This window comes from Micromonospora sp. NPDC049240, from assembly GCF_040647835.1.
Classification (GTDB): domain Bacteria; phylum Actinomycetota; class Actinomycetes; order Mycobacteriales; family Micromonosporaceae; genus Micromonospora.
On record NZ_JBEZCX010000021.1, the window covers coordinates 15,260 to 41,101 of the forward strand.

At 76.8% G+C, this 25,842-nt stretch carries 16 protein-coding genes; 8 read left to right on the plus strand and 8 right to left on the minus strand.

The window, feature by feature from the left end; genetic code table 11:
* Positions 1-12: 12 nt before the first annotated feature.
* Positions 13-750, minus strand: coding sequence for a zf-HC2 domain-containing protein (locus tag AB0B02_RS26625; RefSeq protein WP_281940913.1), 738 nt, complete (start codon positions 748-750; stop codon positions 13-15).
* Between the two features lie 126 nt (positions 751-876).
* Here AB0B02_RS26625 and AB0B02_RS26630 point away from each other — a divergent pair, with 126 nt between their 5' ends.
* The 4 genes from AB0B02_RS26630 to AB0B02_RS26645 all read left to right on the plus strand — a co-directional run bounded on the left by AB0B02_RS26630 (position 877) and on the right by AB0B02_RS26645 (position 2,781).
* A complete protein-coding gene (locus AB0B02_RS26630) occupies positions 877-1,035 on the plus strand; it encodes a hypothetical protein (protein ID WP_357304696.1) in 159 nt (52 codons plus the stop codon).
* Between the two features lie 181 nt (positions 1,036-1,216).
* Positions 1,217-1,849, plus strand: coding sequence for a dihydrofolate reductase family protein (locus tag AB0B02_RS26635; RefSeq protein WP_281940926.1), 633 nt, complete (start codon positions 1,217-1,219; stop codon positions 1,847-1,849).
* A 152-nt stretch (positions 1,850-2,001) separates the two neighbouring features.
* On the plus strand, positions 2,002-2,391 hold the full coding sequence (locus AB0B02_RS26640) for a VOC family protein (RefSeq protein WP_357304700.1): 390 nt from the start codon (positions 2,002-2,004) through the stop codon (positions 2,389-2,391).
* Positions 2,392-2,400: 9 nt separating this feature from the next.
* Positions 2,401-2,781, plus strand: coding sequence for a VOC family protein (locus tag AB0B02_RS26645; protein ID WP_281940930.1), 381 nt, complete (start codon positions 2,401-2,403; stop codon positions 2,779-2,781).
* 1 nt (position 2,782) lies between these two features.
* Here AB0B02_RS26645 and AB0B02_RS26650 read toward each other — a convergent pair whose 3' ends face one another.
* From AB0B02_RS26650 to AB0B02_RS26670, 5 genes are all read right to left on the minus strand, one after another.
* Positions 2,783-3,574, minus strand: coding sequence for a shikimate dehydrogenase (locus AB0B02_RS26650; RefSeq protein WP_357304704.1), 792 nt, complete (start codon positions 3,572-3,574; stop codon positions 2,783-2,785).
* On the minus strand, positions 3,571-4,143 hold the full coding sequence (locus AB0B02_RS26655) for an NAD(P)H-dependent oxidoreductase (protein ID WP_357304707.1): 573 nt from the start codon (positions 4,141-4,143) through the stop codon (positions 3,571-3,573). Before AB0B02_RS26655 ends, AB0B02_RS26650 begins: the two co-directional genes overlap by 4 nt.
* Complete coding sequence (locus AB0B02_RS26660; protein ID WP_357304710.1) at positions 4,140-5,081, minus strand: ROK family protein; 942 nt, start codon at positions 5,079-5,081, stop codon at positions 4,140-4,142. Before AB0B02_RS26660 ends, AB0B02_RS26655 begins: the two co-directional genes overlap by 4 nt.
* Positions 5,082-5,088: 7 nt before the next feature.
* Positions 5,089-5,442, minus strand: a complete 354-nt coding sequence (locus AB0B02_RS26665) for a DoxX family protein (RefSeq protein ID WP_281940938.1) — start codon at positions 5,440-5,442, stop codon at positions 5,089-5,091.
* Positions 5,443-5,505: 63 nt separating this feature from the next.
* Positions 5,506-5,937 carry a type II 3-dehydroquinate dehydratase gene (locus AB0B02_RS26670; RefSeq protein ID WP_107161134.1) on the minus strand — a complete coding sequence of 144 codons (432 nt, stop codon included), beginning with the start codon at positions 5,935-5,937 and terminating at the stop codon, positions 5,506-5,508.
* Between the two features lie 183 nt (positions 5,938-6,120).
* On the opposite strand from AB0B02_RS26670, the gene AB0B02_RS26675 reads away from it, so the two are divergent.
* From AB0B02_RS26675 to AB0B02_RS26685, 3 genes are read left to right on the plus strand one after another with little or no spacing between them, the layout of a single operon-like run.
* Positions 6,121-7,278 carry a DegT/DnrJ/EryC1/StrS family aminotransferase gene (locus AB0B02_RS26675; RefSeq protein ID WP_357304714.1) on the plus strand — a complete coding sequence of 386 codons (1,158 nt, stop codon included), beginning with the start codon at positions 6,121-6,123 and terminating at the stop codon, positions 7,276-7,278.
* Positions 7,275-8,396 carry a Gfo/Idh/MocA family oxidoreductase gene (locus AB0B02_RS26680; protein WP_281940943.1) on the plus strand — a complete coding sequence of 374 codons (1,122 nt, stop codon included), beginning with the start codon at positions 7,275-7,277 and terminating at the stop codon, positions 8,394-8,396. Before AB0B02_RS26675 ends, AB0B02_RS26680 begins: the two co-directional genes overlap by 4 nt.
* A 34-nt stretch (positions 8,397-8,430) precedes the next feature.
* A complete protein-coding gene (locus tag AB0B02_RS26685) occupies positions 8,431-9,120 on the plus strand; it encodes an HAD-IA family hydrolase (protein ID WP_357304717.1) in 690 nt (229 codons plus the stop codon).
* Between the two features lie 219 nt (positions 9,121-9,339).
* Here AB0B02_RS26685 and AB0B02_RS26690 read toward each other — a convergent pair whose 3' ends face one another.
* Complete coding sequence (locus AB0B02_RS26690) at positions 9,340-10,350, minus strand: 3-dehydroquinate synthase family protein (protein WP_357304720.1); 1,011 nt, start codon at positions 10,348-10,350, stop codon at positions 9,340-9,342.
* Positions 10,347-11,123, minus strand: a complete 777-nt coding sequence (locus AB0B02_RS26695; protein WP_281940949.1) for a hypothetical protein — start codon at positions 11,121-11,123, stop codon at positions 10,347-10,349. The genes AB0B02_RS26690 and AB0B02_RS26695 overlap by 4 nt, the downstream gene beginning before the upstream one ends.
* 184 nt (positions 11,124-11,307) lie before the next feature.
* Between AB0B02_RS26695 and AB0B02_RS26700 the strand changes: the two genes are divergently transcribed.
* A complete protein-coding gene (locus AB0B02_RS26700) occupies positions 11,308-25,842 on the plus strand; it encodes an SDR family NAD(P)-dependent oxidoreductase (RefSeq protein ID WP_357304723.1) in 14,535 nt (4,844 codons plus the stop codon).

Sequence of the window (25,842 nt, forward strand, 5' to 3'; positions counted from 1 at the left end):
GCCGCTCGCGGGTCAGGCGGCGCGGCGGTCGCGGGCCTGCGCGGGGTACGGGCCGGGCGGCACCAGCCGCAGCGGCGTCGGCGCGGCCGGCTCCTCGGCACGCAGCGTCCAGCGCGAGCCGGTCGACCGACCCCGTCCGGGCGGCGTGTCCCCGGGACGCCACCAGGGCCGGGACAGCACCAGCATCACCGCCCAGCCGACCAGCAGGAAGCCGTGACTGACCAGCCGGGTCATCGCCACCTGCCCGGTGATCAGGTCGTTCACCGACAGCAGCACCAGCGTGGCGACGAACGCGCTGAGCATCGGCAACAGGCCGGACGGGGTGGACCGGCGCACCGCCACGTAGAGGAAACCGGCGCCCACCGCCACGTTCCACGCCGCCGACTCGTGCCACAGGTGCTGGCCGGAGGCGTGCGCGTGGGCGACCACCGCCTCCCGGCCGATCTGCGCCAGGCCCAGCACCAACTGCACCGCGCCGAGCAGACCGAGCGCCGCGCGGAGCCCGAGCGCCACCCGCCGGCGTCGGCTCGGCCGGGGCGGCGGCGCGGCGGCCAGCACGGACGCCACCAGATCGGGCACCTGCGGGGCGAGCTGGGTACGGGCCCGGCGGGTGACCGCCGCCGCGGAGTCGAACCAGCCCCGGCAGCCGGCGCAGCCGGCCAGGTGCGCCTCGGCCGCCTCGCTCTCCGACCGGGACGCCTCACCGTCCAGCTCGGCCGACAGGATCTCCCGCCACTGCTCACACGCCATGTAGGGATAGTCGTCCGGGTCGCCCGCCTGGTTCCCGGCGGGGTGCCGATCACGTGGTTGACCACCCGAGCTGGGCGCGGGTCAGCGGCCCGGGCCATGGGGCAGGGGAGGAGCTAGCCTGAGCCGGTGACCTTCGACGGCACGCTCACCCGCATCAACGATGGCGTGCAGTTGCACCATCAGCACGGCCGGCGGGAGGTCGCCCGCGACCTGTTCGAGCAGGTTTGGCACGAGATCGGTGAGGAGCGGGGCGACGGTAACCCGGCCGCCGCACGGAGATCGTGACGCCGCGTACAGGAACCCGCCCAAGATCCGCCGTGGGTGGAACACCATGGCTGTCTCCGACCCGGTATGACAGCCATGGTGTTCCACCGGCCGCTTTCCCGGTCACCGGCAGCGATGAGTTCGGCGAGGGGCACCGGTCTACCTCCCCGACCGAGATGACCAGACGACCGGAGCACGCGCCATGGGACTGATCCACATCGAGTTGTTCGCCACCCTCGACCTCGTCGGGCAGTCGCCGGGCGGTCCGGAGGAGGACCCGGTGGGGTTCCCGTTCGGCGGCTGGCAGGCGCCGCTGCTGGACGAGACCACCGGCGCGCAGGTGACGGCCGCGTACCAGGGCACGGACGCGCTGTTGCTCGGCCGGCGGACGTACGACATCTTCGCCGCCTACTGGCCGCACCAGGAGGGCGGCGAGGACAACGAGATCGCCACGCTGTTCAACCGCGTCCCGAAGTACGTGGCCTCCCGTGGCCGGCCCGACCTGTCGTGGCAGGGATCCACGGTGCTCGGCCCGGACCTGGCGACGGCGGTACGCGAGGTCCGGGACCGGCACGAGCACGTGAAGGTCGTGGGCAGCCTGAACCTGGTGCAGACGCTGCTGCGCGAGAAGCTGTTCGACCGGATCGACCTCTGGGTGCACCCGATCGTGCTGGGCGTCGGCAAGAAGGTGTTCGACGGTGGCGCGGTGCCCACCAACGTCACGCTCCTCGAACCGCCGGTCGCCAACCGGAAGGGCACCGTCTATCTGCGCTACGGGCTCGCCGACGGCACACCGGGCACGGGCGACATGACCGCGCCCGGCCGCGACGACTGATCCCGGGTCGACGGCGGCCGGCCAGGGTGGCACCCACCACGGAGATCACCCCGAGCAGTTGCGGCCCGGCCAGCAGTTCGCCGAGGAACAGCGCGCCCCCGTCCGGGGAAACGGGTTGAAGTCCGGTGCGGTCGTGCGGAAGGCTGGCGCACATGGTTTCGGTTCTCCAGAACGTGGCGATCGACTGTGCGGACGCCTACGCGCTGGCCCGGTTCTGGAGCGACGTGACCGGCCGTCCGCTGCATCCGGAGTCCCGGCCGGGTGACCCGGAGACCCAGGTGCTGCTGGCCGAGGGTCCGGTCCTGCACTTCAACCAGGTGCCCGAGCCCAAGCGGGGCAAGAACCGCCTTCATCTGTGCCTGCGTCCGGAGACGTCGCGCGACGAGGAGGTGGCCCGGCTGCTGGCGCTCGGCGCCACCTTCGTCGCCGACCACCGGAATCCGGACGGTTCCGGCTGGGCGGTCCTCGCCGACCCGGAGGGCAACGAGTTCTGCGTGCTGCGCAGCGCGTCCGACCGGGCCGCGACGGGTGCGGGGGAGTAGGTTGCGATCATGGCCTGTCGGATCAGCGAACTCGTGCTCGACTGCCGTGACCCCGAGGCGCTGGCGCGGTTCTGGTGCGAGGTCCTCGACTTCGTGGTGCTCGACCGCGAGGGCGACGGGAGCATCGAGATCGGGCCGCGCGACGGGTTCGGCGGCCCGCAGCCGACGATCATCCTCAGCCCCACGGCCGAGCCGGAGCGGGCGAAACCCCGGCTGCACATCGACGTCAACGCCACCGACCGCGACCAGGACGCCGAACTCGACCGCCTGCTGAAGCTCGGCGCCCGTCCGGCCGACGTCGGCCAGACCGGCGAGGAGTCCTGGCACGTGCTCGCCGACCCCGAGGGCAACGAGTTCTGCCTGCTCAAAAGGCGTCTCGCGCCGCTGTGACTCAGAGGCCGAAGAAGTCGAGGTAGCCGTCGATCTGGTGGGTCAGCATGGGCTCACCGGGATGCGCGGACAGGCCCCGGTCGCGGGCGGCGCGCAGCAGCGTCGTCTCCGCCGGGGTCATGATGATGTCCGCGACCACCGCCCGCGCCGGCAGCTCCGACACCGGGAACGGCGGCGGGTCGGTCGGGCGCAGCCCCACCGGCGTCGCGTTGACCGCGAGGTCGGCGTCGGCCAGTCGCGGCCGGGACGCCGCATCGACCCGGCCGGGGTACGCGGCCGACAGCCGCCCGCCGAGCGCGGCCAGCCGGGCCGGGTCGGTGTCGGCCAGGTGCAGCGCGGCCACCCCGGCGTCGAGCAGCGCCACCGCGATGGCGCTGCCCGCGCCGCCGGCGCCCACCACGCAGACCCGCCGGCCGCGCGGGTCGTGTCCGGCCGCGACCAGTCCGCGGACGAACCCGTCGCCGTCGAACGTGTCCGCCGACCAGGTGCCGTCCGCCTCGCGGCGCAACGCGTTGACGCTGCCGGCCCGCCGGGCCCGGTCGGTGGCCCGGTCGGCGAGGTCGAGCAGGGCCGCCTTGTGCGGCACGGTCACCAGCATGCCGTGCAGGTTGGCCACCTGCCGCAGCCCGGCCACCACCTCCGGCAGCGCGGCGGCGGGCACGTGCACCGGCACCAGCACCGCGTCCGCGCCGCGCCGGGCCAGCACCGGGTTGAGCAGGCCGGGCGCGCGCACCTGCGCGATCGGGTCGCCGAGCAGCGCGTAGAGGCGGGTGGCGCCGCCGATCGCGATCATCGCACCGGTTGCGGGCGGCGCAGCGTCCGCAGCGCGCCCGCCCACGCCACCACCTCGTCGAGCATGGTGCCGACCGCCTCCCGCTGGTGCGGGCCGGGGCGGAAGTCGCGGAACGCCACGAAGTCGGTGTGCAGGGAGAGCGCCACCTGGGAGCGGACCACCGGCACCGACACCTGCCCGAGCACCAGCCGTAGGTGCTCGGCGGCCCGGGTGCCGCCGTGCGCCCCGTAGCCGACCAGCCCGGCCGGCTTGTGGTGCCACTCCTGGTAGAGCACGTCGATCGCGTCCTTGAGCACGCCCGGGATCGAGTGGTTGTACTCCGGGGTGACGAAGACGAACGCGTCCAGCGCGCCGACGACCGCGCCCCACCGGCGGATCGCCGGACGGCTCGACGGCGCCATCGACGGGGGCAGCGGCTCGGCGAAGTGGGGCAGCGGATGGTCCGCCAGGTCGACGAGTTCCGCGTCGACGTCCGCCCGCGCGGCGGCGATGTCGCACACCCAGCGCGCCACCGCGTCGGCCTTGCGGCCCGGGCGGGTGCTGCCGGCGACGACCCCGATCCTGATCATTGGCTGTTCTCCCTTGGTCGAGCCCCGGTCCCGGGCGGGACCGGGACGCCCGCGAGGTCGCGGGCGAGGTGGAGCGCGCCGTGCAGCGAGGAGAGCCCGCCGAGCGCGGCGGCGACGACGCGGGGGGCGGGCCGCCCCGGACGGCCGACGGTGAGGTGCCCGACCAGCGGCACGAAACCGGGCAGGCCGGTGGCGAACCCGCCGCCGACGATCGCCAGGTCGGCGGCGAGCAGCTCGCCGAGGCTCACCACCGCGGCGGCCAGCGCGGCGCAGGCCGGCTCGATCGCCGCCACCGCCCACGGCCGGCCGTCGTCCAGCCCGGCGCGCAGCCGGTGGTGGTCGACCGGCCCGCCGCGTAGCCGGGCGGCGCGGCGCAGCGTGGCCGGCCCGGACGCGACCGCCTGGAGGCAGCCGGACCGGCCACAGTCGCACCGGTCCCCACCCAGGTCGACCACCATGTGCCCGACCTCGGCGGACGCGCCGGCCGGGGCGTTGCGCCCGCCGAGCACGATCCCGCCGCCGACACCGGTGCCGACCCCGAGATAGAGCACGTCGGCGCGGCCCGCGTGCCGGGCCTCGGCCAGCGCCGCCAGGTCGCCGTCGTCGGCGTACCCGGTCGGGGTGCCGGGGAACAGGCCACGCAGCGCGCCGGCCAGGTCCAGGCCGACCCAGCTCGGCCGGCCGGGCCAGGCCACGACCGCGCCGGCCCGGTCGACGGTCGCCGGCATGGCCACGCCGACCGCGTCGACCGGGCCGAAGCCGGCGCGCAGCGCGGCCACCTCGGCGGCCAGCACGGCCAGGTCGGCGGCCGGGTCCGCGCCGGCCGGCCAGGTGACGATCCGTTCGTACGCGGGCCGGCCGGCCGCCTCGGCGCGCAGCGCGACCTTGGTGCCCCCGACGTCGACGCCCAGCAGCGTGGCGTCCGGCCCGCCCGTCACGCCGGCCTCAGTGCGCCAGCAGGTGCAGGAACGCCAGCGCGGCCGAGGCGAACGCGAAGAACAGCGGCACCATGATGACCTTGCCGTCGTCCTTGGCGCGCAGGTGGTAGGCCACGGCGGCGATCAGCAGCACGGTGATCGCCACCGCGGCGACCACGCCGAGCTGCCAGAACTTCAGGCCCAGCAGCAGCCCGGCGACGCCGGCCAGCTCCAGCAGGCCGATGACGCGGGTCAGCCCGGCGGAGACGCCGAGGTGCGACATCCGCTCGCGCATCTGCGCGTTGCCGGTGAGCTTCTGCACGGCCAGCGGAATCAGGATGATGGCCAGCAGGATGGTGAGAACGATGATCGCGACGGTCACGGGGTTCCTCGGGGGTCGGGTCGCCGCGGCGGACGACCGGTACGGGTGCGACGGGGTGGACGGTCAGGGCACGGTCGCGACGAGCGCGCGGGCCGCCAGCCGGTAGCCGAGCGCACCGAGGCCCACGATCACCCCCGAGGCCAGCGGGGCGAGCACCGAGTCGTGCCGGAAACTCTCCCGGGCCCACACGTTGGACAGGTGGACCTCCAGCCACGGATGGGGATAGTTGGCCAGCGCGTCGCGCAGGCTCCAACCGGCGATCATCAACGCTCCCGGGTTCACGATCGCGCCCACCGTCTCATAACTGTCCTGGATGGTACGGATCATCTCGCCCTCGCAGTCGTGCTGCCTCGCGACGACCCGCCACCCCCGTCCGGCGACCTCCTCGCCGACCGCCCGCTCGATGTCCGCCACCGTGTCGGTGCCGTAGATCTCCGGTTCCCGTTTGCCGAGGATGCCCAGGTTCGGGCCGTTGAGCAGGAGCACCTCGGGCACGTTGCACCTCACCGGAATCGGACGACGACAGGTCCTCGGAGTATCGACCCCGTCCCCGGTGCGGACCCCCGCCGGCAGGGGGCGGTTAGGGGCGGCTAGGGGCCGTTAGGGGAGGTCAGCGCCGTGCCGGCTCGGTTAGCGTCCTGCCGGGCCGTTCCAATCTGGATCAGGGAGTGGGACATCATGAGTGATCTGTCGGCACCGGAGTTCCCCGAGTGGCCGCAGTTCGGCGACGAGGAACGGACCGGCCTCATCCGGGCCCTGGAGCAGGGCCAGTGGTGGCGTGTCGGAGGCAACGAGGTCGACACGTTCGAGGCCGAGTTCGCCGCGTACCACGGGTCGTCGCACGCGCTGGCCGTCACCAACGGCACGCACGCGCTGGAGGTGGCGCTGGAGGTCCTGGGCGTCGGACCGGGCACCGAGGTGATCGTCCCGGCCTTCACGTTCATCTCGTCGTCGCTTGCCGCGCAGCGCCTCGGCGCGGTGGCCGTGCCGGTCGACGTGGACCTGGACACCTACTGTGTCGACCCGGACGCGGTGGCCGCCGCGATCACCGACCGGACCCGCGTGGTGATGCCGGTGCACATGGCCGGGCAGTTCGCCGACATGGACGCGCTCGACAAGATCACCTCCGACGCCGGCGTCGCGTTGCTCCAGGACGCCGCGCACGCGCACGGCGCGCAGTGGCAGGGCAGGCGGGTCGGTGAACTCGGCTCCGTCGCCGCGTTCAGCTTCCAGAACGGCAAGCTGATGACCGCCGGCGAGGGCGGCGCGGTGCTCTTCCCCGACGAGGAGAGCTACGAGAAGGCGTTCCTGGTGCACAGCTGCGGCCGGCCCCGCACCGACCGGGACTACCTGCACCGCACCACCGGCTCGAACTACCGGATGAACGAGTTCAGCGCCGCCGTGCTGCGTGCCCAACTGTCCCGGCTGGACGGTCAGATCGCGGTGCGCGAGCAGCGCTGGCCGCTGCTGGCTAGCCTGCTCGCCGAGATCCCCGGCGTGGTGCCGCAGGGACGCGACCCGCGCGGTGACCGCAACCCGCACTACATGGCCATGTTCCGGATCCCCGGCATCACGTCGGAACGCCGCCGGGTCGTGGTCGACGAGCTGATCGCCCGGGGCATCCCGGCGTTCGTCGCGTTCCGCGCCATCTACCGCTGCGACGGCTTCTGGTTGGCCGGCGCGCCGGACGAGACCGTCGAGCAGATCGCCGAGCGGTGCCCGAACGTCGAGCAGATCCACGCCGACTGCGTCTGGCTGCACCACCGCACGCTGCTCGGCACCGAGGAGCAGATGCACCAGATCGCCGCCGTGCTCGCCGACGTGCTGGCCGGATGACCGGGCCGCAGCCGGCCGCCGCGCCGGGGCGTACCGTCCGGGTCGCGGTGGCCGGTCTCGGCTGGGCCGGGCGGCAGATCTGGCTGCCCCGGCTCGCCGCGCACCAGCGGTTCACGGTGACCGCCGTGGTCGACCCGGACGCCGCCGCCCGAGACCGGGCCCGCGCGGCGCACGGCGTGCCCGACGCGTACGCCGACGTGGCCGACCTACCCACCGACGCCGCCGACCTGGTGGTGGTGGCGGTCCCCAACCACCTGCACGCCGCCGTGGCGGCCCGGCTGCTGCGCCGGGGCGTACCGGTGTTCCTGGAGAAGCCGGTCTGCCTCACCTCCGCCGAGGCCGACGAGCTGGCCGACGCCGAACGCGCCGGTGGCGCGGTGCTGCTGGCCGGCAGCGCCGCCCGTTACCGCGCCGACGTGCGGGCCCTGCTGCGGGCCGTGGTCGACCTCGGACCGGTCCGGCACGTCGACGTCGCCTGGGTACGCGCCCGGGGCGTGCCCGACGCCGGCGGCTGGTTCACCCGGCGGGACCTCTCCGGCGGCGGCGCGCTCGTCGACCTGGGCTGGCACCTGCTCGACACGGTGCTGCCGCTGCTCGGCCCGGCGCCGATCGCGCACGCGGTGGGCAGCGTCTCCGACGACTTCGTCAACGACGGCGCCGCCCAGGCCGCCTGGCGCGGCACCGCCGGGCCCGGTGGACGCGGCGACGTCGAGGACACCGCCCGCGCGTTCCTGCTCACCGCCGACGGCGCGTCCGCCGCGCTGCACGCCTGCTGGGCGTCGCACGAGGCGACGGACCGCACCACCATCTCCGTGCACGGCACCCACGGCTCGGCGACGCTGCGCTGCACGTTCGGGTTCAGCCCGAACCGGGTCGACGCGCCGGAACTGACCCGTACCCGCGACGGCGAGACCGTCGCGCTGCCGCTGGCCGCCGAGACCATCGGCGCCGAGTACGACCGGCAGCTCGACGCGCTGCCCGGCCTGCTCGCCGACGAGGCCAGCCGGGGCGTGGCCGCCGCCGACGCCCGCCGCACCATCGACGCCATCGAACGCGTCTACCGCTGCGCCCGGCCCACCCCGCCGGTGCCCGCGCTGGCGGGAGCGCGCGACCGGTGAGAACCACCGGGCGACCTCACCTTCGGGAGCAGCCATGAGCCAGCCGCCGTCGACCGTCGGCGCCACCGTCCTCGCCTGGCGTACGGGTCCGATCCGCGCGGTCGTGTTCGACCTCGACGGGGTCGTGGTCGACAGCTCGGCGGTGATGCGTGAGGCGTTCAGCGTCGCGTACGCCGAGGTGGTGGGCGGCGGACCGGCGCCGTTCGAGGAGTACAACAAGCACATGGGACGGTACTTCCCGGACATCATGCGGCTGATGGGGCTGCCGCTGGAGATGGAGGCGCCGTTCGTCCGGGAGAGCTACCGGCTGGCGCACCGGGTGCCGCTGTTCCCCGGCGTCCGCGAGACGCTGGAGGCGCTGCACGAGCGCGGCGTCCGGATGGCGGTCGCCACCGGCAAGAGCGGTCCCCGCGCCCGGTCCCTGCTGGACCTGCTCGGCGTGCTCGCGCTCTTCGACCACGTGATCGGCTCGGACGAGGTGCCGCGGCCGAAGCCGGCGCCGGACATCGTGCTGCGCGCGTTGGAACTGCTCGACATGCCGCCGGGCGTGGCCATGATGGTCGGTGACGCGATCACGGACCTGACCAGCGGCCGGGAGGCCGGCGTGACCACGGTGGCCACCACCTGGCACGGCGGTGACGTGACCGCGCTGCTGGCCGCCGGCCCCGACCTGGTCGCGCACAAGCCTGAGGAGCTGTTGACGCACTGCCCGGCGGTGCGCTGAGGCACGACCCGGCGATGGTGAGGGTTGGCGCGGTCCACCCGAGTGTCACGGTGCGTGAGGGCCACCAGGAGATGTCAGCGACGAACGATATGCCTTCAGGTCATAATTATGACCAGCGGTCATATTGCCCTTGAGTAATCTCCTTCCTCGTCGCCGACACGCCCGAGTGCCTGGCCTCGACCTACCTACGTCGCGGATCGCCCCTGAGTCCCGTACCGCCTACATCTCGGCCAGGGCGGCGCGGACCTCGGTCTCTGGCACGTCGGCGACCAGTTCCGGGCCGCTCGCGCCGTCCAGCACGAAGGTCAGGCCGGCGGTGGACTTCTTGTCGCGGCGCATGAACGCGATCAGCTCGTCGTGCGTCACCCCCGGCGGCAGGGCCGTCTCCAGGCCGTAGCCGGCCACCACCTCGTGGTGCTCGGCCACCCGGGCGGGAGTGATCCGACCGAGCCGCCCGGCCAGCCGCCCGGCGAACACCGTGCCCACGCCGACCGCCTCGCCGTGCCGCAGCCGGAAGTCGGTGGCCCGCTCCAACGCGTGACCGAGCGTGTGACCGTAGTTGAGGATGTGCCGCAGCCCGGCGTCGCGCTCGTCCGCGGCGACCACCCGGGCCTTGAGCGCCACGCACGCGGTGATCTGCTCGGTCACCGTCCGGCCGCGCAGGTCGCCGGCGCCGATGAAGTGCGCGCGGGCGATCTCGCCGTAGCCGTTGCGCCGCTCCACCTCCGGCAGCGTGCCCAGGTAGTCGGTGTCGCAGAGCACCGCGCGCGGCTGCCAGTAGACGCCGACCAGGTTCTTGCCCTCCGGCAGGTTCACCGCCGTCTTGCCGCCCACGCTGGCGTCCACCTGGGCCAGCAGCGACGTCGGCAGGTGGAGCACCGCCACGCCCCGGTGGTAGAGGCCGGCGGCCAGGCCGACCACGTCGGTGGTGGTGCCGCCGCCGCAGGAGACCACCGCGTCGGCGCGGGTCAACCCGAACTCGGCGAACGCCCGGCACAACGCCTCCACGGTGGCCAGCGTCTTGTCGTGCTCGCCGTCGCGGGCCGGCACCACCCGGTGCGCCACGCCCGGGTCGGGCGTCCACTCCGGCGGCCGGGCCGACACCACCACGACCCGGCGGGCCCCGATCCGCGCCACCTCCGCGGCCAGTCGGTGCCGCACGCCCGGGCCCACCAGCACCGGGTACGCGCGGTCGCCCAGTGCCACGTCGACCCGTTCCACGACGGTCATCCGACTCTCCCCTGTGGTGCGGCGACGGTGTGCCCGGCCAGCCGCAACGCCAGCGCGGCCAGCGAGTCGACGGCCGGGTCGATGCCCCAGCGACGGTGGCTGAGCTGGGCGTGTTCGGCGATCAGGAAACCGCGCGGCGCGGCCGGATGGTCCTCGGCCACCAGCTCGGTGACCCGGTCCAGGTAGCGCCGCCAGGCCGCCGACACCGGGTCGTCGGCGAGCGGCAGGTCGGCGGCGGCCAGCACGATCTTGTCGGCGCCGGCGTGCGCCTGCGCGGCGAGGTCCCGGCGCTGCGCCCCGGTCAGCTCGCGACTGCGGTCCTGCCAGTGCAGGAACAGGAAGGCCGCCCGGTCGCCGGCCGGCAACAGCCCGCACAGGTGCCGCAGGTGCGCCACCGCGAGCGGCAGCTCCAACCCGGCCAGCCACGGCGGCTCACCGCCGAGCAGGCCCAGCGCCACCTCGCTGCCGGCGTGGGCGAGCGGTCCGCCCCGGGCCGGGTCGCGCACCGCGTACGCCGGGGGCGCCGGCCGGGCCGACGGGCCGAGCCGGTCCCGCGCCAGGTCCAGCGCGGCGGGCCCGGCGTGCAGGCCCAGCCGCAGCCGGGTCGGGCCGGGGGAGTCGAGCCGGTCGAAGAACCAGCAGCCGCCCGGGTCGGCGGCGCGCAGCTCGGACACCAGCCCCGCCAGCACCGTGCCGACCAGCTCGGCCGCCCGCGCGTCGACGCATCCCCCACCGGGCACGGCGAGGTCGGCGAACAACCAGGAGCGTTCCATGGCACCTCGACTGTCGGCGGTGGTACGCGGCGTCCTCGGGGCGTGCCCATCATCACCGCGCCGGCCCGCCGGAGGGCCCGCACGCGGCCGGGAACCGGGGTCCGGTTAGGGGGCGACAGGGGTAGGTCACCGCCGGGCCGCTGGCCAGACTTGGGCCGTTACGGCGAAGGACGGATGTGCTGACATGCTTCGGAGTGACCTGGTCCAGCCGTTGCCCGAACTGCTCCGGGCCCACGCCGGCCGGCTGCCGGACCAGGTGGCGTTCCGCGACGCGGACCGGGCGGTGTCCTGGGCCGCGCTGGAGGCGGTCACCGCCCGGCTGGCCGGCCACCTGGTCGACGCGGGCGTCGGCCGGGGCGAGCGGGTCGCGTTCTGCCTGGGCAACCGGGTGGAGACGGTGGAGACCTGGCTGGCCGTGACCCGGGCCGCGGCGGTCGGCGTACCGCTGAACCCGCGCAGCACGGACGCCGAACTGGCCCACCTGCTCGACGACTCCGGCGCGGTGCTGGTGGTCACCGACCCGCAGCACCTCGACCAGTTCCTGCGGCTGCGCGCGGACCGGCCCGACCTGCGGATCTGGGTGACCGGCGACGGGCCGTACCCGGACCCGGCGACGGCCTGGCCGGCGCTCGTCGACGCGGCGCCGGCCGCCGACGCCCGTGACGACCTCGGCCTGGACGAGGTCGCCTGGATGCTCTACACCTCCGGCACCACCGGCCGGCCCAAGGGCGTGCTCTCCACCCAGCGCACCTGCCTCTGGTCGGTGGCCGCCTGCTACGTGCCGGTGCCCGACCTGACCGCCGCCGACCGGGTGGTCTGGCCGCTGCCCTTGTTCCACAGTCTCTCCCACATCGGCTGCGTGCTGAGCGTGACCGCGGTCGGCGCGAGCGCCCGCCTGGTCGACGGCTTCGCCGCCGCCGACGTGCTGCGCGCGGTCGCCGAGGACGAGGCGACCGTGCTGGCCGGCGTGCCCGCCATGTACCACCACCTGGTCGACGCGGCCCGCGCCGACGGGTTCCGCGCGCCCGCGCTGCGGGTGTGCCTGGTCGGCGGCGCGATCACCACCGGGGAGCTGCGCCGCGCGTTCGAGGAGGTCTTCGACGCGCCGCTGCTCGACGCGTACGGCAGCACCGAGACGTGCGGCTCGATCGCGGTGACCCGGCCGGACGAGCCCCGGGCCGAGGGTTCCTGCGGCCGGGCCGTGGACGGCGTGCAGGTGCGCCTGGTCAGCCCGGACACCGGCCGCGACGTGCCGACCGGTGACGAGGGCGAGGTGTGGGTCCGCGGCCCGGGCGTCATGCTCGGCTACCACGGGCTGCCCGAGGCCACCGCGGCGGCGCTGCGCGACGGCTGGTACCGCACCGGGGACCTGGCCCGCAGCGACGCCGACGGGAACCTCTTCGTCACCGGCCGGCACCGGGAACTGATCATCCGGGGCGGCGAGAAGGTGCACCCGGTCGAGGTGGAGGACGTGCTGCGCGCGGTGCCCGGCGTGGCCGACGTGGCGGTCACCGGCCGCCCGCACGAGGTGCTCGGCGAGGTGCCGGTCGCGTACGTGGTGCCCGCGCCGGAGGGTTTCGCGCCGGCCGCCGCGTACGCCGCCTGCCGCGAGCGGCTCGCGTACCACAAGGTGCCGCAGGAGCTGTACGAGATCGACGCGGTGCCGCGGACCGCCTCCGGGAAGGTCACCCGGCGGCTGCTGGCGGAGACGCCGGCCCGGCTGCGCGCGGTCAACGGCACGCACCACGAGGCGCTGACCCGGCTCACCTGGCGTCCGCTGGCACCTGTCGACCGCGCGCCCGGCCGGCGCTGGGCGGTCGTCGGGCCGCACGCCGGTGCGGTCGCCGACGCGCTGACCGCCGAGGGCGAGGACGTCCACACCGGCGCCCACTCCACCGACACCGACGCGGACGTGCTGGTGCTGGCCGGCGTCGACCCGGCGGCGCTGCCCGGCTGGCTCGACGACGCGCGCTACGCGACCGCCCGGGTGGTGGTGCTGACCAGCGGCGCGGTGGACGCGTCCACCGCCGACACGCCCGACGACCCCGACCTGGTCCCGGCCGCCGCCGTCGCCTGGGCGCAGGCGCGCTGTCGGCAGGCCGCCCGGCCGGACCGGATCGTGCTCGTCGACGCCGATCCCGCCTCGGCGGCGTTGCTGCCGTCCGTGGTGGACGCCGGCGCCGCCCAGGTCGCGCTGCGCGCCGGCGCCGCCCGGTACGCGGCGCCCGCGCCGGCCGCCGCGCCGGCCCCGGAACACGCCGCCACGGTGCTCGACCCGGCCGTGCCGGCGGTGCTGGCCGGCGCGGACACCGCCGAGCGGGCGGCGCTGGCCCGACACCTGACCGGCGCGTACGGTGCCCGGTCGCTGCGGCTGCTGCCGGTCGACGGCCCCACCACCGACCTCGCGACCCGGGACGGGGAACCGGTCGGGGCGGCCGTGCTGCGGGTCCGCGACGCCGACCTGACCGACCACGACCGGAGCGCCCGGCTGCTCGACCTGGCCGGCCGGCTGGACCGGGACACCCGGCACGCCGCCGCCACCGCGTACACCGTGCTGGTCCCCGCCGGCGTGCTGCTCGGCGCCGCCGGACGGGAACCGGCGGCGGGCGCGGTCGCCGCGCTGCACGCGCTCGTCGCCCGGCGGCACGCGGCCGGACTGCCGGCCCGGCTGATCGGGGTGACCGGACCGGCGTGGGCCGAGACCGCCGCGTTCGACGTCGCGCACGACGGCGACGACCTGGTGCTGGTGGCCGGCCCGGCCGAGCGGGTGGCCGCCCACCCGGCCTGGCGCGGCCCGACCCGGCCCGACGACGACGCGGACACGCTGCGCCGCCGGTTCGCGGCGCTCACCACCGCCGACGGCGACCGCCTCCTGGCCGACCTGGTCCGTGCCGCCACCGCGGAGGTCGCCGGGCTGCCCGGCGCGGGCGCGGTCCGGCCCGGCCGGGCGTTCACCGAACTCGGGTTCACCTCGGTCCGCGCGGTCGCGCTGCGCGACCGGCTGAACCGGGCCACCGGCGCCCGGCTCTCCGCCACCGCCGCGTTCGACCACCCGACACCCGCCGCGCTCACCCGGCACCTGGCCACGCTGCTGCGCGGCGCCGGCCCGACCGGCCCCGCCGCCCGCGCCGCGGACGCCGCCGCCGGGACCGGCCCGGTCGCCGCCGACGACCCGGTGGCGATCGTCGCCATGGCCTGCCGGCTGCCCGGCGGCGTCACCGGCCCCGACGAGTTGTGGGAACTGCTCGAATCCGGCGGCGAGGGGCTCACCGGGTTCCCCACCGACCGGGGCTGGGACCTGGCGCACCTGTTCGCCGACGACCCCGACCGGGCCGGCACCTCGTACGTGCGGGTGGGCGGGTTCCTGGCCGGCGCCGGGGACTTCGACGCCACCCTGTTCGCGATCAGCCCGCGCGAGGCGCTCGCCATGGACCCGCAGCAGCGACTGCTGCTGGAGACGTCCTGGGAGCTGTTCGAGCGCGCCGGGATCGACCCGACCGGGCTGCGCGGCAGCGCCACCGGCGTGTTCACCGGCGTGATGCACCACGACTACGCGGCCAACGTCGGCCAGGCGCCCCCCGGCACCGAGGGCTACCTCGGCGTCGGCACCGCCGGCAGCGTGGTCTCCGGGCGGGTCGCGTACGCGCTGGGCCTGGAAGGGCCCGCGGTGACCGTGGACACCGCCTGCTCGTCGTCGCTCGTCGCGCTGCACCTGGCCGCGCAGGCGCTGCGCGCCGGGGACTGCGCGCTCGCGGTGGCCGGCGGCGTCGCGGTGATGGGCACCCCGCAGGCGTTCGTCGAGTTCAGCCGCCAACGCGGACTCGCGCCGGACGGCCGGTGCAAGGCGTTCGCCGAGGCCGCCGACGGCACCGGCTGGTCCGAGGGCGCCGCCGTGCTGCTGCTGGAACGGCTCAGCGACGCCCGCCGCCACGGCCACCCGGTGCTGGCGCTGCTGCGCGCCAGCGCGGTCAACCAGGACGGGGCGTCCAACGGGCTCACCGCCCCGAACGGGCCGGCCCAGGAACGGGTCATCCGGCGGGCGCTGGCCACCGCCGGCCTCGGACCGGGCGACGTGGACGCCGTCGAGGCGCACGGCACCGGCACCCGGCTCGGCGACCCGATCGAGGCGCAGGCGCTGCTCGCCACGTACGGGCAGGGCCGGCCGGCGGACCGTCCGCTGCTGCTCGGCTCGCTCAAGTCGAACCTCGGGCACACCCAGGCGGCGGCCGGCGCGGCCGGGGTGATGAAGATGGTGCTCGCGCTGCACCACGGCACGCTGCCGCGCACGCTGCACGTCGACGCGCCGACCCGCGAGGTCGACTGGTCGGCCGGCGCGGTCGAGCTGCTCACCGACGCCCGGCCGTGGCCCGACGTGGACCGGCCCCGCCGCGCCGGGATCTCCTCGTTCGGCATCAGCGGCACCAACGCCCACGTCGTCGTCGAGGCGGCCCCCGCCACGCCCACCCCGCCGCCGGTCACCCGGCAGCACCCGGCCGGCGTCGTGCCGTGGCTGCTCTCCGCGGCCAGCCGCGAGGGCCTGCGGGACCAGGCGGCCCGGCTGCTGAGCCGGCTCGACCGGATCGACGCCGACCCGGCCGACGTGGCGTACGCGCTGGCCACCACGCGGGCGGCGCTGGACCACCGGGCGGCGCTGCTGGTCGGCGACCCGGCCGACGCCCGCGCCGCGCTGACGGCGCTGAGCCGTGGCGACACCGACCCGGCCGGCGTGCTCACCGGCCGGGTCTCCGACGGCCGGCTCGCCGTCCTCTTCGGCGGGCAGGGCGGGCAACGCGCCGGCATGGGCCGGGAGCTGCGCGCGGCGTACCCGGTCTACGCGGAGGCGTTCGACGCCGCCTGCGCCGAACTGGACCGGCACGTCACCGGGCAGTCGGTCGCCGACGTGGTCCTCGCCCCGGACGGCGACACGCGGGCCGCGCTGCTGCACGAGACCCGCTACACCCAGCCGGCGCTGTTCGCCGTCGAGGTGGCGCTGCACCGGCTGCTCGAATCCTGGGGCGTCCGCCCGGACCTGCTGCTCGGCCACTCGATCGGCGAGATCGCCGCCGCGCACGTGGCCGGCGTGCTCACGCTCGCCGACGCCGCCGCGCTGGTCGCCGCGCGGGGCCGGCTCATGCAGGCGTTGCCGGCCGGCGGCGCGATGGTCGCGGTGGAGGCCGACGAGACCGAGGTGCTGCCGCACCTGACCGACCGGGTCGGGCTGGCCGCCGTGAACGGGCCGACCGCCGTGGTGCTCTCCGGCGACGCCGACGCGGTCGAGGCGGTCGCCGCCACGCTGCGCGCCGCCGGCCGCCGCACCAGCCGGCTGCGCGTGTCGCACGCGTTCCACTCGCCGCGCATGACGCCGATGCTGGACGCGTTCCGGGAGGTCGCCGCCGGGCTGACCTACCGCGCGCCGCAACTGCCGGTGGTGTCCACGTTGACCGGTGCGCCGGTCGACGCGGCCCGGCTCACCTCGCCCGAGCACTGGGTGGCGCACGTCCGCGACACCGTGCGCTTCGCCGACGGCGTCCGCGCCCTGCACGCCGAAGGCGCCACCACGTTCCTGGAGATCGGCCCCGGCGGCGTGCTCGCCGCGCTGGCCGCCGAGTGCCTCGCCGACGCGGGCGACGACCTGGCGTTCGTGCCCACGCTGCGGGCCGGCACACCCGAACCGGCGGCGCTGCTCACCGCCGCCGCCCGGCTGCACGTGCGCGGCGTGCCGGTGGACCGGGCCGCGCTGGCCGGCCCCGGCCCGCACCCGCCCGTCGCGCTGCCCACCTACGCGTTCCGGCACCGGCACTACTGGCTGCCCGCCACCCCCGGCGCACCCACCGGCGACGCCGGGCACCCGCTGCTCGCCGCCGTGCTACCGGTCGCCGGCACCGGCCAGGTGCTCGCCACCGGCCGGTTCACCGCCACCCGGCCGGCCACCCCGGACGGCGCCGCGCCGCTGCTGCCCGCCACCGTGCTGCTCGACGCGCTCGGCCACCTCGGCGAACGACTCGACACCCCGGTCCTGGCCGACCTGCGGATGCCGGAACCGGCGCCGCTGCCCGCCGGCCTCGCGGTCGACCTCCAGTTCGACGTCGCCGGCCCGGACGCCGCCGGCCGACGCGCCGCCCGCTGCCACGTCCGCGCCGGCGAGCACGAGCCGTGGCGGGCGGTCGCCGACGCGGTGCTCGCCCCGGCCGACCCGCTCACCGCGCCCGGCGTACCGGCCCCGGCCTGGCCGCCGGCCGGCGCCCGCCCGGTCGAGGCGGCGCATCCGCTGCTGCGGGCCGCCTGGACCGCCGGGGACCGGCTGCACCTCGACGTACGGCTGCCCGACGACGCCGCCGACCCGGACGCCGAGCGGTACGGCGTGCACCCGGACGTGCTCGACGCCGCGCTGGACCTGCTTCCGCTGGCCGGGTTCGCCCCGCCGGCCGGGCCGGGGGAGCGGATCGTGCCCACCGACTGGACCGGCGTGCGCCGGCACGCCACCGGCGCGTACGCGCTGCGGGTCAGTCTTGCCCCGGCCGGCGCGGACGCGGTCACGCTCGACGCCGTCGACGACGCCGGCCGGCCGGTGCTCGACGTCGACCGGATCGCGCTGCGCGCCGTGACGCTGCCGTCCGCCGCCGCCCCGGCGCCGGAGACCGGCCCGGCCGGCCTGTACACGGTGGACTGGCTGCCCGCCCCGACCGGCCCGGTGCCCACCTGGACGCTCGCCGACGCCGTCCCGCCGACCGGACCGCTGCCGCCGGTGCTGGTGCTGCGCCTGCCCGACGGCGACCCGGACAGCACCGTCGCGCAGCGCGCCGACGCGATCGGCCTGGAGCTGCTCGGCGTGCTGCACCGCTGGCTCGACGACCCGCGCGCCGTCGACACCCGGCTCGCGGTGGCGGTGCGCGACGGCGACCCGGCGCACGCCCCGGCCGCCGGCCTGCTCCGGGTGGCCCGCGCCGAGCACCCCGACCGGTTCCTGCTGCTGCACCTGGACACCGTCGACGACACCACCGTCCGCGCCGCGCTGGCCGCCGCCGACGACGAATCCGAGGTCGCGGTCCGCGACGGCCGTGCGTTGCTGCCCCGGCTCCGCCCGGCCACCGAGCCCGACGCCGCCGCGCGGCCCGCGCTGGCCGGCGGCGCGGTGCTGCTCACCGGCGGCACCGGCGGCCTCGGCCGGCATGTCGCGGTCCACCTCGCGCAGGCGTACGACGTGCGGGAGCTGGTGCTGCTCAGCCGCACCGGCCGGCCCGCCCCCTGGGCCGACGAGCTGGCGGCGACCGGCGTCGACGTCCGGGTGGTCGCCGCCGACGTGGCCGACCGGGACGCGCTCGCCGCCGTGCTGGCCCCGCTCGCCGACCGGCTGGTGGCCGTGGTGCACGCCGCCGGCGCCACCGACGACGCGCTGCTCACCGACCTCGACCCGGACCGCTGGGCCGGCGCCCTGCGGGCCAAGGTGCACGGCGCCTGGCACCTGCACGAGCTGACCGCCGGCCTCGACCTGGCCGCGTTCGTGCTGTTCTCCTCCGCCTCGGCCACGTTCGGCAGCCCCGGCCAGGGCAACTACGCCGCCGGCAACGCGTTCCTCGACGCGCTCGCCGCGCACCGCCGCGCCCACGGGCTGCCCGGCACCGCGCTCGCCTGGGGCCTGTGGGCCGAGACCGACGGGATGGCCGGCCGACTCACCGCCGCCGACCTGGCCCGGCTCGCCCGCACCGGCACCCGTCCGCTGGACGCCGCCGCCGGGCTGGCGCTGTTCGACGCCGCGCTGCGCGCCGAACCGGCAACGCTGGTGCCGATCGGACTGGACCTGGCCGCCGTGCGCGCCACCGGGGAGGTGCCGGCGCTGCTGCGGGCACTGCTGCCGCCGGCCCCGCGCCGGGCCGTCGTCGCCGAGCCCGGCACCAGCACCGGAACCGGCTTCGCCGACCGCCTGGCCGGCCTCGGCGAGCCGGAACGGGCCACGCTCCTGCTCGACCTGGTCCGCGCCCGCTGCGCCACGGTCGTCGGGCACGCCGGGCCGGACCAGGTCGAACCGCGCCGGCCGTTCAAGGAACTCGGCTTCGACTCGCTGATGGCGGTGGAGCTGAGCAACCGGCTCTCCGCCGCCACCGGCGTCCGGCTCGCCCCGCACGCCGTGTTCAACCACCCCACCCCGGAACTACTCGCCGCGCACCTGCACGCCCGGCTGCTCGGCACCGCCGCCACCGAGGTCGCCGACGCCACCACCGTCGCGCTGGACGAGCCGGTCGCGGTCGTCGCGATGGCCTGCCGGTTCCCCGGCGGCATCGGCTCCCCCGAGGAGCTGTGGCGGCTGCTCGACGCCGGCGGCGAGGTGATCGGCGACCTGCCCACCGACCGGGGCTGGCCGCTTGCCGACCTGTACGACCCGGAGCCCGGCACGCCCGGCCGCACCTACACCCGCGCCGGTGGCTTCCTCACCGGGCTCGCCGACTTCGACGCCGCGTTCTTCGGCATCAGCCCCCGCGAGGCGCTCGCCATGGACCCGCAGCACCGGCTGCTGCTGGAGACCTCCTGGGAGGCGCTGGAACGGGCCGGCATCGACCCGGACACGCTGCGCGGCAGCCGTACCGGCGTGTTCGCCGGCACCCACGGCCAGGACTACGCCGACCGGATCACCCCCGGCGCCACCGCCGACGACGGCGAGACCGTCGCCGACGAGGGACACCTGCTCACCGGCACCGCCGCCAGCGTGCTCTCCGGGCGGGTCGCGTACGCGCTGGGGCTGGAAGGGCCGGCGGTCACCGTGGACACCGCCTGCTCCGCCTCGCTGGTGGCGCTGCACCTGGCCGCGCAGGCGCTGCGTCAGGGCGACTGCGACCTGGCGCTCGCCGGGGGCGTGTCGGTGCTGTCCGGCCCGGCCGGGCTGACCGGGTTCAGCCGCCAGCGCGGCCTCGCCCCGGACGGCCGGTGCAAGGCGTTCGCCGAGGACGCCGACGGGTTCGGCATGTCCGAGGGCGTCGGCGTGCTGGTGGTGGAACGGCTCTCCGACGCCCGCCGACGCGGCCACCCGGTGCTGGCCGTGGTGCGCGGCTCGGCGGTCAACTCCGACGGCGCGTCCAACGGCCTCACCGCCCCCAACGGGCCGTCCCAGGAACGCGTGATCCGGGCCGCGCTGGCCGCCGCCGGGCTCGACCCGGCCGACGTGGACGCGGTCGAGGCGCACGGCACCGGCACGCCGCTCGGCGACCCGATCGAGGCCGAGGCGATCCTCGCCACCTACGGCCGCCGGCCCGACGGCGTCCCACCGCTGCTGCTCGGCTCCGTGAAGTCCAACCTCGGCCACACCCAGGCCGCGGCCGGCGTCGCCGGGATGCTCAAGGTCGTCCTCGCCATGCGGCACGGCCGACTGCCCCGCACGCTGCACGCCGAGCACCGCACCAGCCGCGTCGACTGGGCGGCCGGCGCGGTCGACCTGCTCACCGAGGCCCGGCCGTGGCCGCGTACCGACCGGCCGGCCCGCGCCGGCGTCTCCTCGTTCGGCATCAGCGGCACCAACGCCCACGTGGTACTCGAGGCCGTGCCGGACGAGCCGGCCGTCGACGCCGAGCCGCCGGCCGGGCCGGTGGCGCTGCCGTGGCTGCTCTCCGCGCGTACCCCGGAGGCGCTGGCCGGGCAGGCCCGCCGGCTGCGCGACCACCTCGCCGACCGGCCCGACCAGCGACCGCTGGACGTGGCCTGGTCGCTGGCCACCACCCGGGCCGGCTTCGGCCACCGGGCCGTGCTGGTCGGCGGCCCGGCGGAGATCACCGCCGGCCTGGACGCGCTCGCCGCCGGCGAGCCCGCCACCGACCTGGTACGGGGCGACGTCACCGCCACCGGCAAGCTGGTGTTCGTCTTCCCCGGCCAGGGCTCCCAGTGGGCCGGCATGGCGCTGGACCTGCTCGACGAGGCGCCCGTGTTCGCCGAGCGGATGGCCGCCTGCGACGCCGCGCTGCGGCCCTGGCTGGGCCATCCGCTGCGGGACCTGCTGCGCCAGGCGCCCGGCACCCCGGACTTCGAACGGGCGGACGTGGTGCAGCCGCTGCTGTTCGCGGTGATGGTGTCGCTGGCCGAGCTGTGGCGCTCGTACGGCGTGCAGCCCGCCGCCGTGGTCGGCCACTCGCAGGGCGAGATCGCCGCCGCCTGCGTGGCCGGCGTGCTGTCGCTGACCGACGCCGCCCGGCTGGTGGCGCTGCGCGCCCGCGCGCTGCGCAAGCTGGCCGGCGCCGGGGTGATGGCCGCCGTGCCGCTCCCGGTCGAGGTGGTCCGCGAGCGGGTCGCCCGGTACGGCGACCGGCTGGCCGTGGGCGCGGTCAACGGGCCGGCGAACGTGGTGGTCTCCGGCGAACCGGACGCGGTGGACGCGTTCGCCGCCGAGCTGGACGCCGACCGGGTACGGCTGCGCCGCCTCGCGATCGACTACGCCTCCCACTCCGCGCAGGTGGAGCGGATCCGCGCCGAGCTGGCCGAGGCGGTCGCCGGCGTCACGCCCGGACCGGCGGCGGTGCCGATCTACTCCACCACCGACCTGTGCTGGCTCGGCGGCGAGGAGATGGACGCCGACTACTGGTACCGCAACCTGCGCCAGCCGGTCGAACTGGCGGACGCGGTACGCGCGCTGACCGCCGAGGGCCACCACACGTACGTCGAGTGCAGCCCGCACCCGGTGCTCACGCCGGGCATCGAGCAGACGCGCCAGGAGCACGAGCACCCGGCGGTGGTGGTCGGCTCGGTGCAGCGCGGCCGGGGCGACCGGGCCCGGTTCCTGCTCTCCGTGGCCGCGCTGCACGTGCGCGGCGTACCCGTCGACTGGCAGCCGGTGCTGGCCGGCGGACGCCGGGTCGACCTGCCCACCTACGCGTTCGCGCACCGCCGCTACTGGCCCCGCCCGGTCACCGGCGCCGCCGACGTCGGCGCGGCCGGGCTGGCCGCCGTCGGGCATCCGCTGCTCGGCGCGTCGGTGCCACTGGCCGACGGACGGGGGCACCTGTTCACCGGCCGGCTCGCGGTCGCCGAGCAGCCCTGGCTGGCCGACCACCGGGTCGCCGGCCGGGTGCTGGTGCCCGGCACCGGGCTGGTCGAGCTGTGCCTGCGTGCCGGCGACGAGGTCGGCTGCCCCGCCCTCGACGAGCTGGTCATCGAGGCGCCGCTCACGTTGCCCGAGGACGCGGCCACCCAGGTGCAGGTCGCGGTCGGTCCGCCCGCCGACGACGGCCGCCGCCCGGTCACCGTGCACTCCCGGCCCGCCGCCGGCCCGCCCGACGCGCCGTGGACCCGGCACGGCAGCGGCACGCTCTCCGCCGCCGAAGCCACCCCGGCGACGCCGGCCGGGCCGCCGCCGGACGCCCACGCCGTCGACCTGACCGGCTTCTACGACCGCCTGGTCGACGAGGGGTACGGCTACGGCCCGGCGTTCCAGGGCCTGCGCGCGGTCCGGACCGGCGACGACGAGGTGTACGCCGAGGTGGAGCTGCCGGCCGGCCCGCGCGCCGACGCCGACCGGTACGCGCTGCACCCGGCGCTGCTCGACGCCGCGCTGCACGCCGCGCACTTCGGTGGTCTCGCCGACGCCGGCGGCGAGAAGATCCTGCTGCCGTTCGCCTGGAACGGGCTCACCGTGCACGCCACCGGCGCCACCACGCTGCGGGTCCGGCTGCGGCGGGTCGGCCCGCACGCGTTCGCGCTGTCCGCCACCGACCCGGCCGGCGCGTCGGTGGTCGAGGCGGCGTCGCTGGCCATGCGCCCGATCTCCCGCGCCGAGCTGGGCGCCCGCGACGACGCGGTCACCGACGCGCTGTTCCACCTCACCTGGCAGCCGCTGCCGACGCCCACCGCGCCGACCCCGGCCCGGATCGCCGTGCTCGCCGCCCCGACCACCGACCCCGCCGACCCGGCCGCGCACGTGTCGACTGTCGACCCGGCCGGCCCGGCCTCCGGGACCGACCTGCCCGACCCGGCCGACCTGTCGCGCCACGCCGACCTGTCCGCGCTGGCCGCGGCGATCGACGCCGGTGCCACGTCGCCGGACGCGGTGCTCGCGCCGCTCACCGCCGGGACCGGCGCGCACCGGACGATGACCCGCACCGACCCCGCCGCCCCGGACCGGGCGCGACGGCTCGCCGGGGACGCGCTCGCGCTGGTGCAGCGCTGGCTGGCCGAGCCGCGCTGGGCCGAGACCCGGCTGGTGCTGCTCACCCGCGGCGCGGTCGGCGTGCACGGGCCCGGTGAGGTCGACGACCCGGCCGCCGCCGCCGCGTGGGGCCTGGTCCGCTCCGCCCAGTCCGAGAATCCGGACCGGTTCGTGCTGCTCGACGCCGACACCGAGCCCGACGCGGCCACCCTGACCGCCGTGCTCGCCGCCGACGAGCCGCAGGTGGCGCTGCGCGACGGCGGCGCGTACGCGCCCCGGCTGGCCCGACGCGCCGACGCGCCGACGCTCGCCCCGCCCGCCGACGCGACCGCCTGGCGGCTGGACGTGCCCCGCCGGGGCAGCCTCGACCACCTGGCGCTGGTGCCCACCGACGCGGCCGACGCGCCGCTCGGCCCGTACGACGTGCGGGTCCGGGTCCGCGCCGCCGGCCTGAACTTCCGCGACGTGCTCAACGCGCTCGGCCTCTACCCGGGCGATCCCGGCCCGCCCGGCGGGGAGGCCGCCGGCGTCGTCGCCGAGGTCGGCGCCGCGGTCACCGACCTGCGCCCCGGCGACCGGGTGCTCGGCGTGTTCACCGGCTGCTTCGGCCCGGTCGCGGTCACCGACCGGCGACTGCTCGCGCCGATGCCGGACGGCTGGACGTTCGCGCAGGCCGCGACCGTGCCGGTGGTGTTCCTCACCGCCTGGCGCGGGCTGGTCGGGCTGGGCCGGCTGCGGGCCGGGGAGTCCGTGCTGGTGCACGCCGGCGCCGGCGGCGTCGGCATGGCGGCGGTGCAGATCGCCCGCCACCTCGGCGCGGACGTCTTCGCCACCGCCAGCGAAGGCAAGTGGCCCGCGCTGCGGGAGCTGGGCGTGCCCGCCGACCACCTGGCGTCGTCCCGGACGCTCGACTTCGAGGCACGCTTCCTCGACGCCACCGGCGGCCGGGGCGTGGACGTGGTGCTCGACTCGCTGGCCCGCGAGTTCGTCGACGCGTCGCTGCGGCTACTGCCGCGCGGCGGCCGGTTCCTGGAGATGGGCAAGACCGACCTGCGCGACCCGGCCCGGGTCGCCGCCGACCACCCCGGCGTCGACTACCAGGCGTACGACCTGACGCAGGTCGAGCCGGACGAGATCCAGCGGATGCTCACCGAGCTGCTGGCGCTGTTCGCCACCGGCGCGTTGCGCCCGCTGCCGGTGCGCGCCTGGGACGTCCGGCAGGCCCCGGACGCGTTCCGCTACGTCAGCCAGGCCCGGCACGTCGGCAAGGTGGTGCTCACCATGCCCGAGACGTGGGACCCGGACGGCACGGTGCTGCTCACCGGCGGCACCGGCCTGCTGGGCGGGCTGGTGGCCCGCCGGCTGGTCACCGGGCACGGCGTCCGGCACCTGCTGCTGGCCAGCCGGGGCGGCCCGGACGCGCCCGGCGCGGCCGAGCTGACCGCCGAGCTGACCGCGCTCGGCGCCACCGTCACCGTGGCCGCCGCCGACGTCGCCGACCGGGACGCGGTGGCGGGGCTGCTCACCGCCGTGCCGGCGGCGCATCCGCTCACCGCCGTGGTGCACCTGGCCGGCGTGCTCGACGACGGCGTGGTCACCGCGCTCACCCCGGAACGCCTCGACACCGTGTTCCGCCCCAAGGTGGACGCCGCCCGCCACCTCGACGAGCTGACCCGCCCCCTCGACCTCGCCGGGTTCGTGCTGTTCTCCTCCGGGGCCGGCGTGTTCGGCGTGCCCGGCCAGGGCAACTACGCCGCCGCCAACGCCTGGCTGGACGCGCTCGCCCGGCGGCGACGCGGTGTCGGACTGCCCGCCCGCGCGTACGCCTGGGGGCTGTGGGCGCAGGCCAGCACGCTGACCGCCGGCGTGGACCGGGCCGGCACCACCCGCGACGGGCAGCTCGCGATCCCGTCCGACCTGGGCATGGCGCTGTTCGACGCCGGCCTGGCCGCGCCGGAGGAACACCTGGTGCCGACCCGCGTCGACCGGGCCGCGCTGGCCGGCCGGCCGCACGTGCCGGCGCTGATGCGCGGCCTGGTCCGCGTCGACCGGCCGAAGGCCCGCGCCGCCACCACCGGCGGCGGCGACCTGGCCGGGCGGCTGCGCGCGCTCACCGGCGCGGAACAGTCCGCGCTCCTGCTCGACCTGGTCCGGGCCACCGCCGCGGCGGTGCTCGGCCACGGCAGCCCGGACGCCATCCGGGAGGGCCAGGCGTTCCACGAGCTGGGCTTCGACTCGCTGACCGCGGTCGAGCTGCGCAACCGGCTCACCGAGGCGACCGGGGAACGACTGCCGGCCACCGCCGTCTTCGACTACCCGGACCCGGCGGCGCTGGCCGGCTACCTGCGCTCCCGGCTGGTGCCCGACGGCGCGCAGGCCGCCCCGGCGGTGCTCGCCGAGCTGGAACGCCTGGAACGGGCGCTCGCCGAGACCACCGTCGAGGCGGACCTGCACACCCAGGTGGCGGCGCGGCTGGAGGTGCTGGTCGCCAAGTGGCGGACCATGCGCGGCGCCTCCGCCACCGACGACGACCTGGACCTCGACCGGGCCAGCGACGACGAGATCTTCAGCCTGATCGACACGGAACTCGGGCTGTGA

Excerpts from the sequence above, each read along its gene's own strand:
- AB0B02_RS26625 (WP_281940913.1), bottom strand. The coding sequence starts at position 750 with ATGGCGTGTGAGCAGTGGCGGGAGATCCTGTCGGCCGAGCTGGACGGT.
- AB0B02_RS26635 (WP_281940926.1), top strand. The coding sequence starts at position 1,217 with ATGGGACTGATCCACATCGAGTTGTTCGCCACCCTCGACCTCGTCGGG.
- AB0B02_RS26640 (WP_357304700.1), top strand. The coding sequence starts at position 2,002 with ATGGTTTCGGTTCTCCAGAACGTGGCGATCGACTGTGCGGACGCCTAC.
- AB0B02_RS26645 (WP_281940930.1), top strand. The coding sequence starts at position 2,401 with ATGGCCTGTCGGATCAGCGAACTCGTGCTCGACTGCCGTGACCCCGAG.
- AB0B02_RS26650 (WP_357304704.1), bottom strand. The coding sequence starts at position 3,574 with ATGATCGCGATCGGCGGCGCCACCCGCCTCTACGCGCTGCTCGGCGAC.
- AB0B02_RS26655 (WP_357304707.1), bottom strand. The coding sequence starts at position 4,143 with ATGATCAGGATCGGGGTCGTCGCCGGCAGCACCCGCCCGGGCCGCAAG.
- AB0B02_RS26675 (WP_357304714.1), top strand. The coding sequence starts at position 6,121 with ATGAGTGATCTGTCGGCACCGGAGTTCCCCGAGTGGCCGCAGTTCGGC.
- AB0B02_RS26680 (WP_281940943.1), top strand. The coding sequence starts at position 7,275 with ATGACCGGGCCGCAGCCGGCCGCCGCGCCGGGGCGTACCGTCCGGGTC.
- AB0B02_RS26685 (WP_357304717.1), top strand. The coding sequence starts at position 8,431 with ATGAGCCAGCCGCCGTCGACCGTCGGCGCCACCGTCCTCGCCTGGCGT.
- AB0B02_RS26690 (WP_357304720.1), bottom strand. The coding sequence starts at position 10,350 with ATGACCGTCGTGGAACGGGTCGACGTGGCACTGGGCGACCGCGCGTAC.
- AB0B02_RS26695 (WP_281940949.1), bottom strand. The coding sequence starts at position 11,123 with ATGGAACGCTCCTGGTTGTTCGCCGACCTCGCCGTGCCCGGTGGGGGA.
- AB0B02_RS26700 (WP_357304723.1), top strand. The coding sequence starts at position 11,308 with ATGCTTCGGAGTGACCTGGTCCAGCCGTTGCCCGAACTGCTCCGGGCC.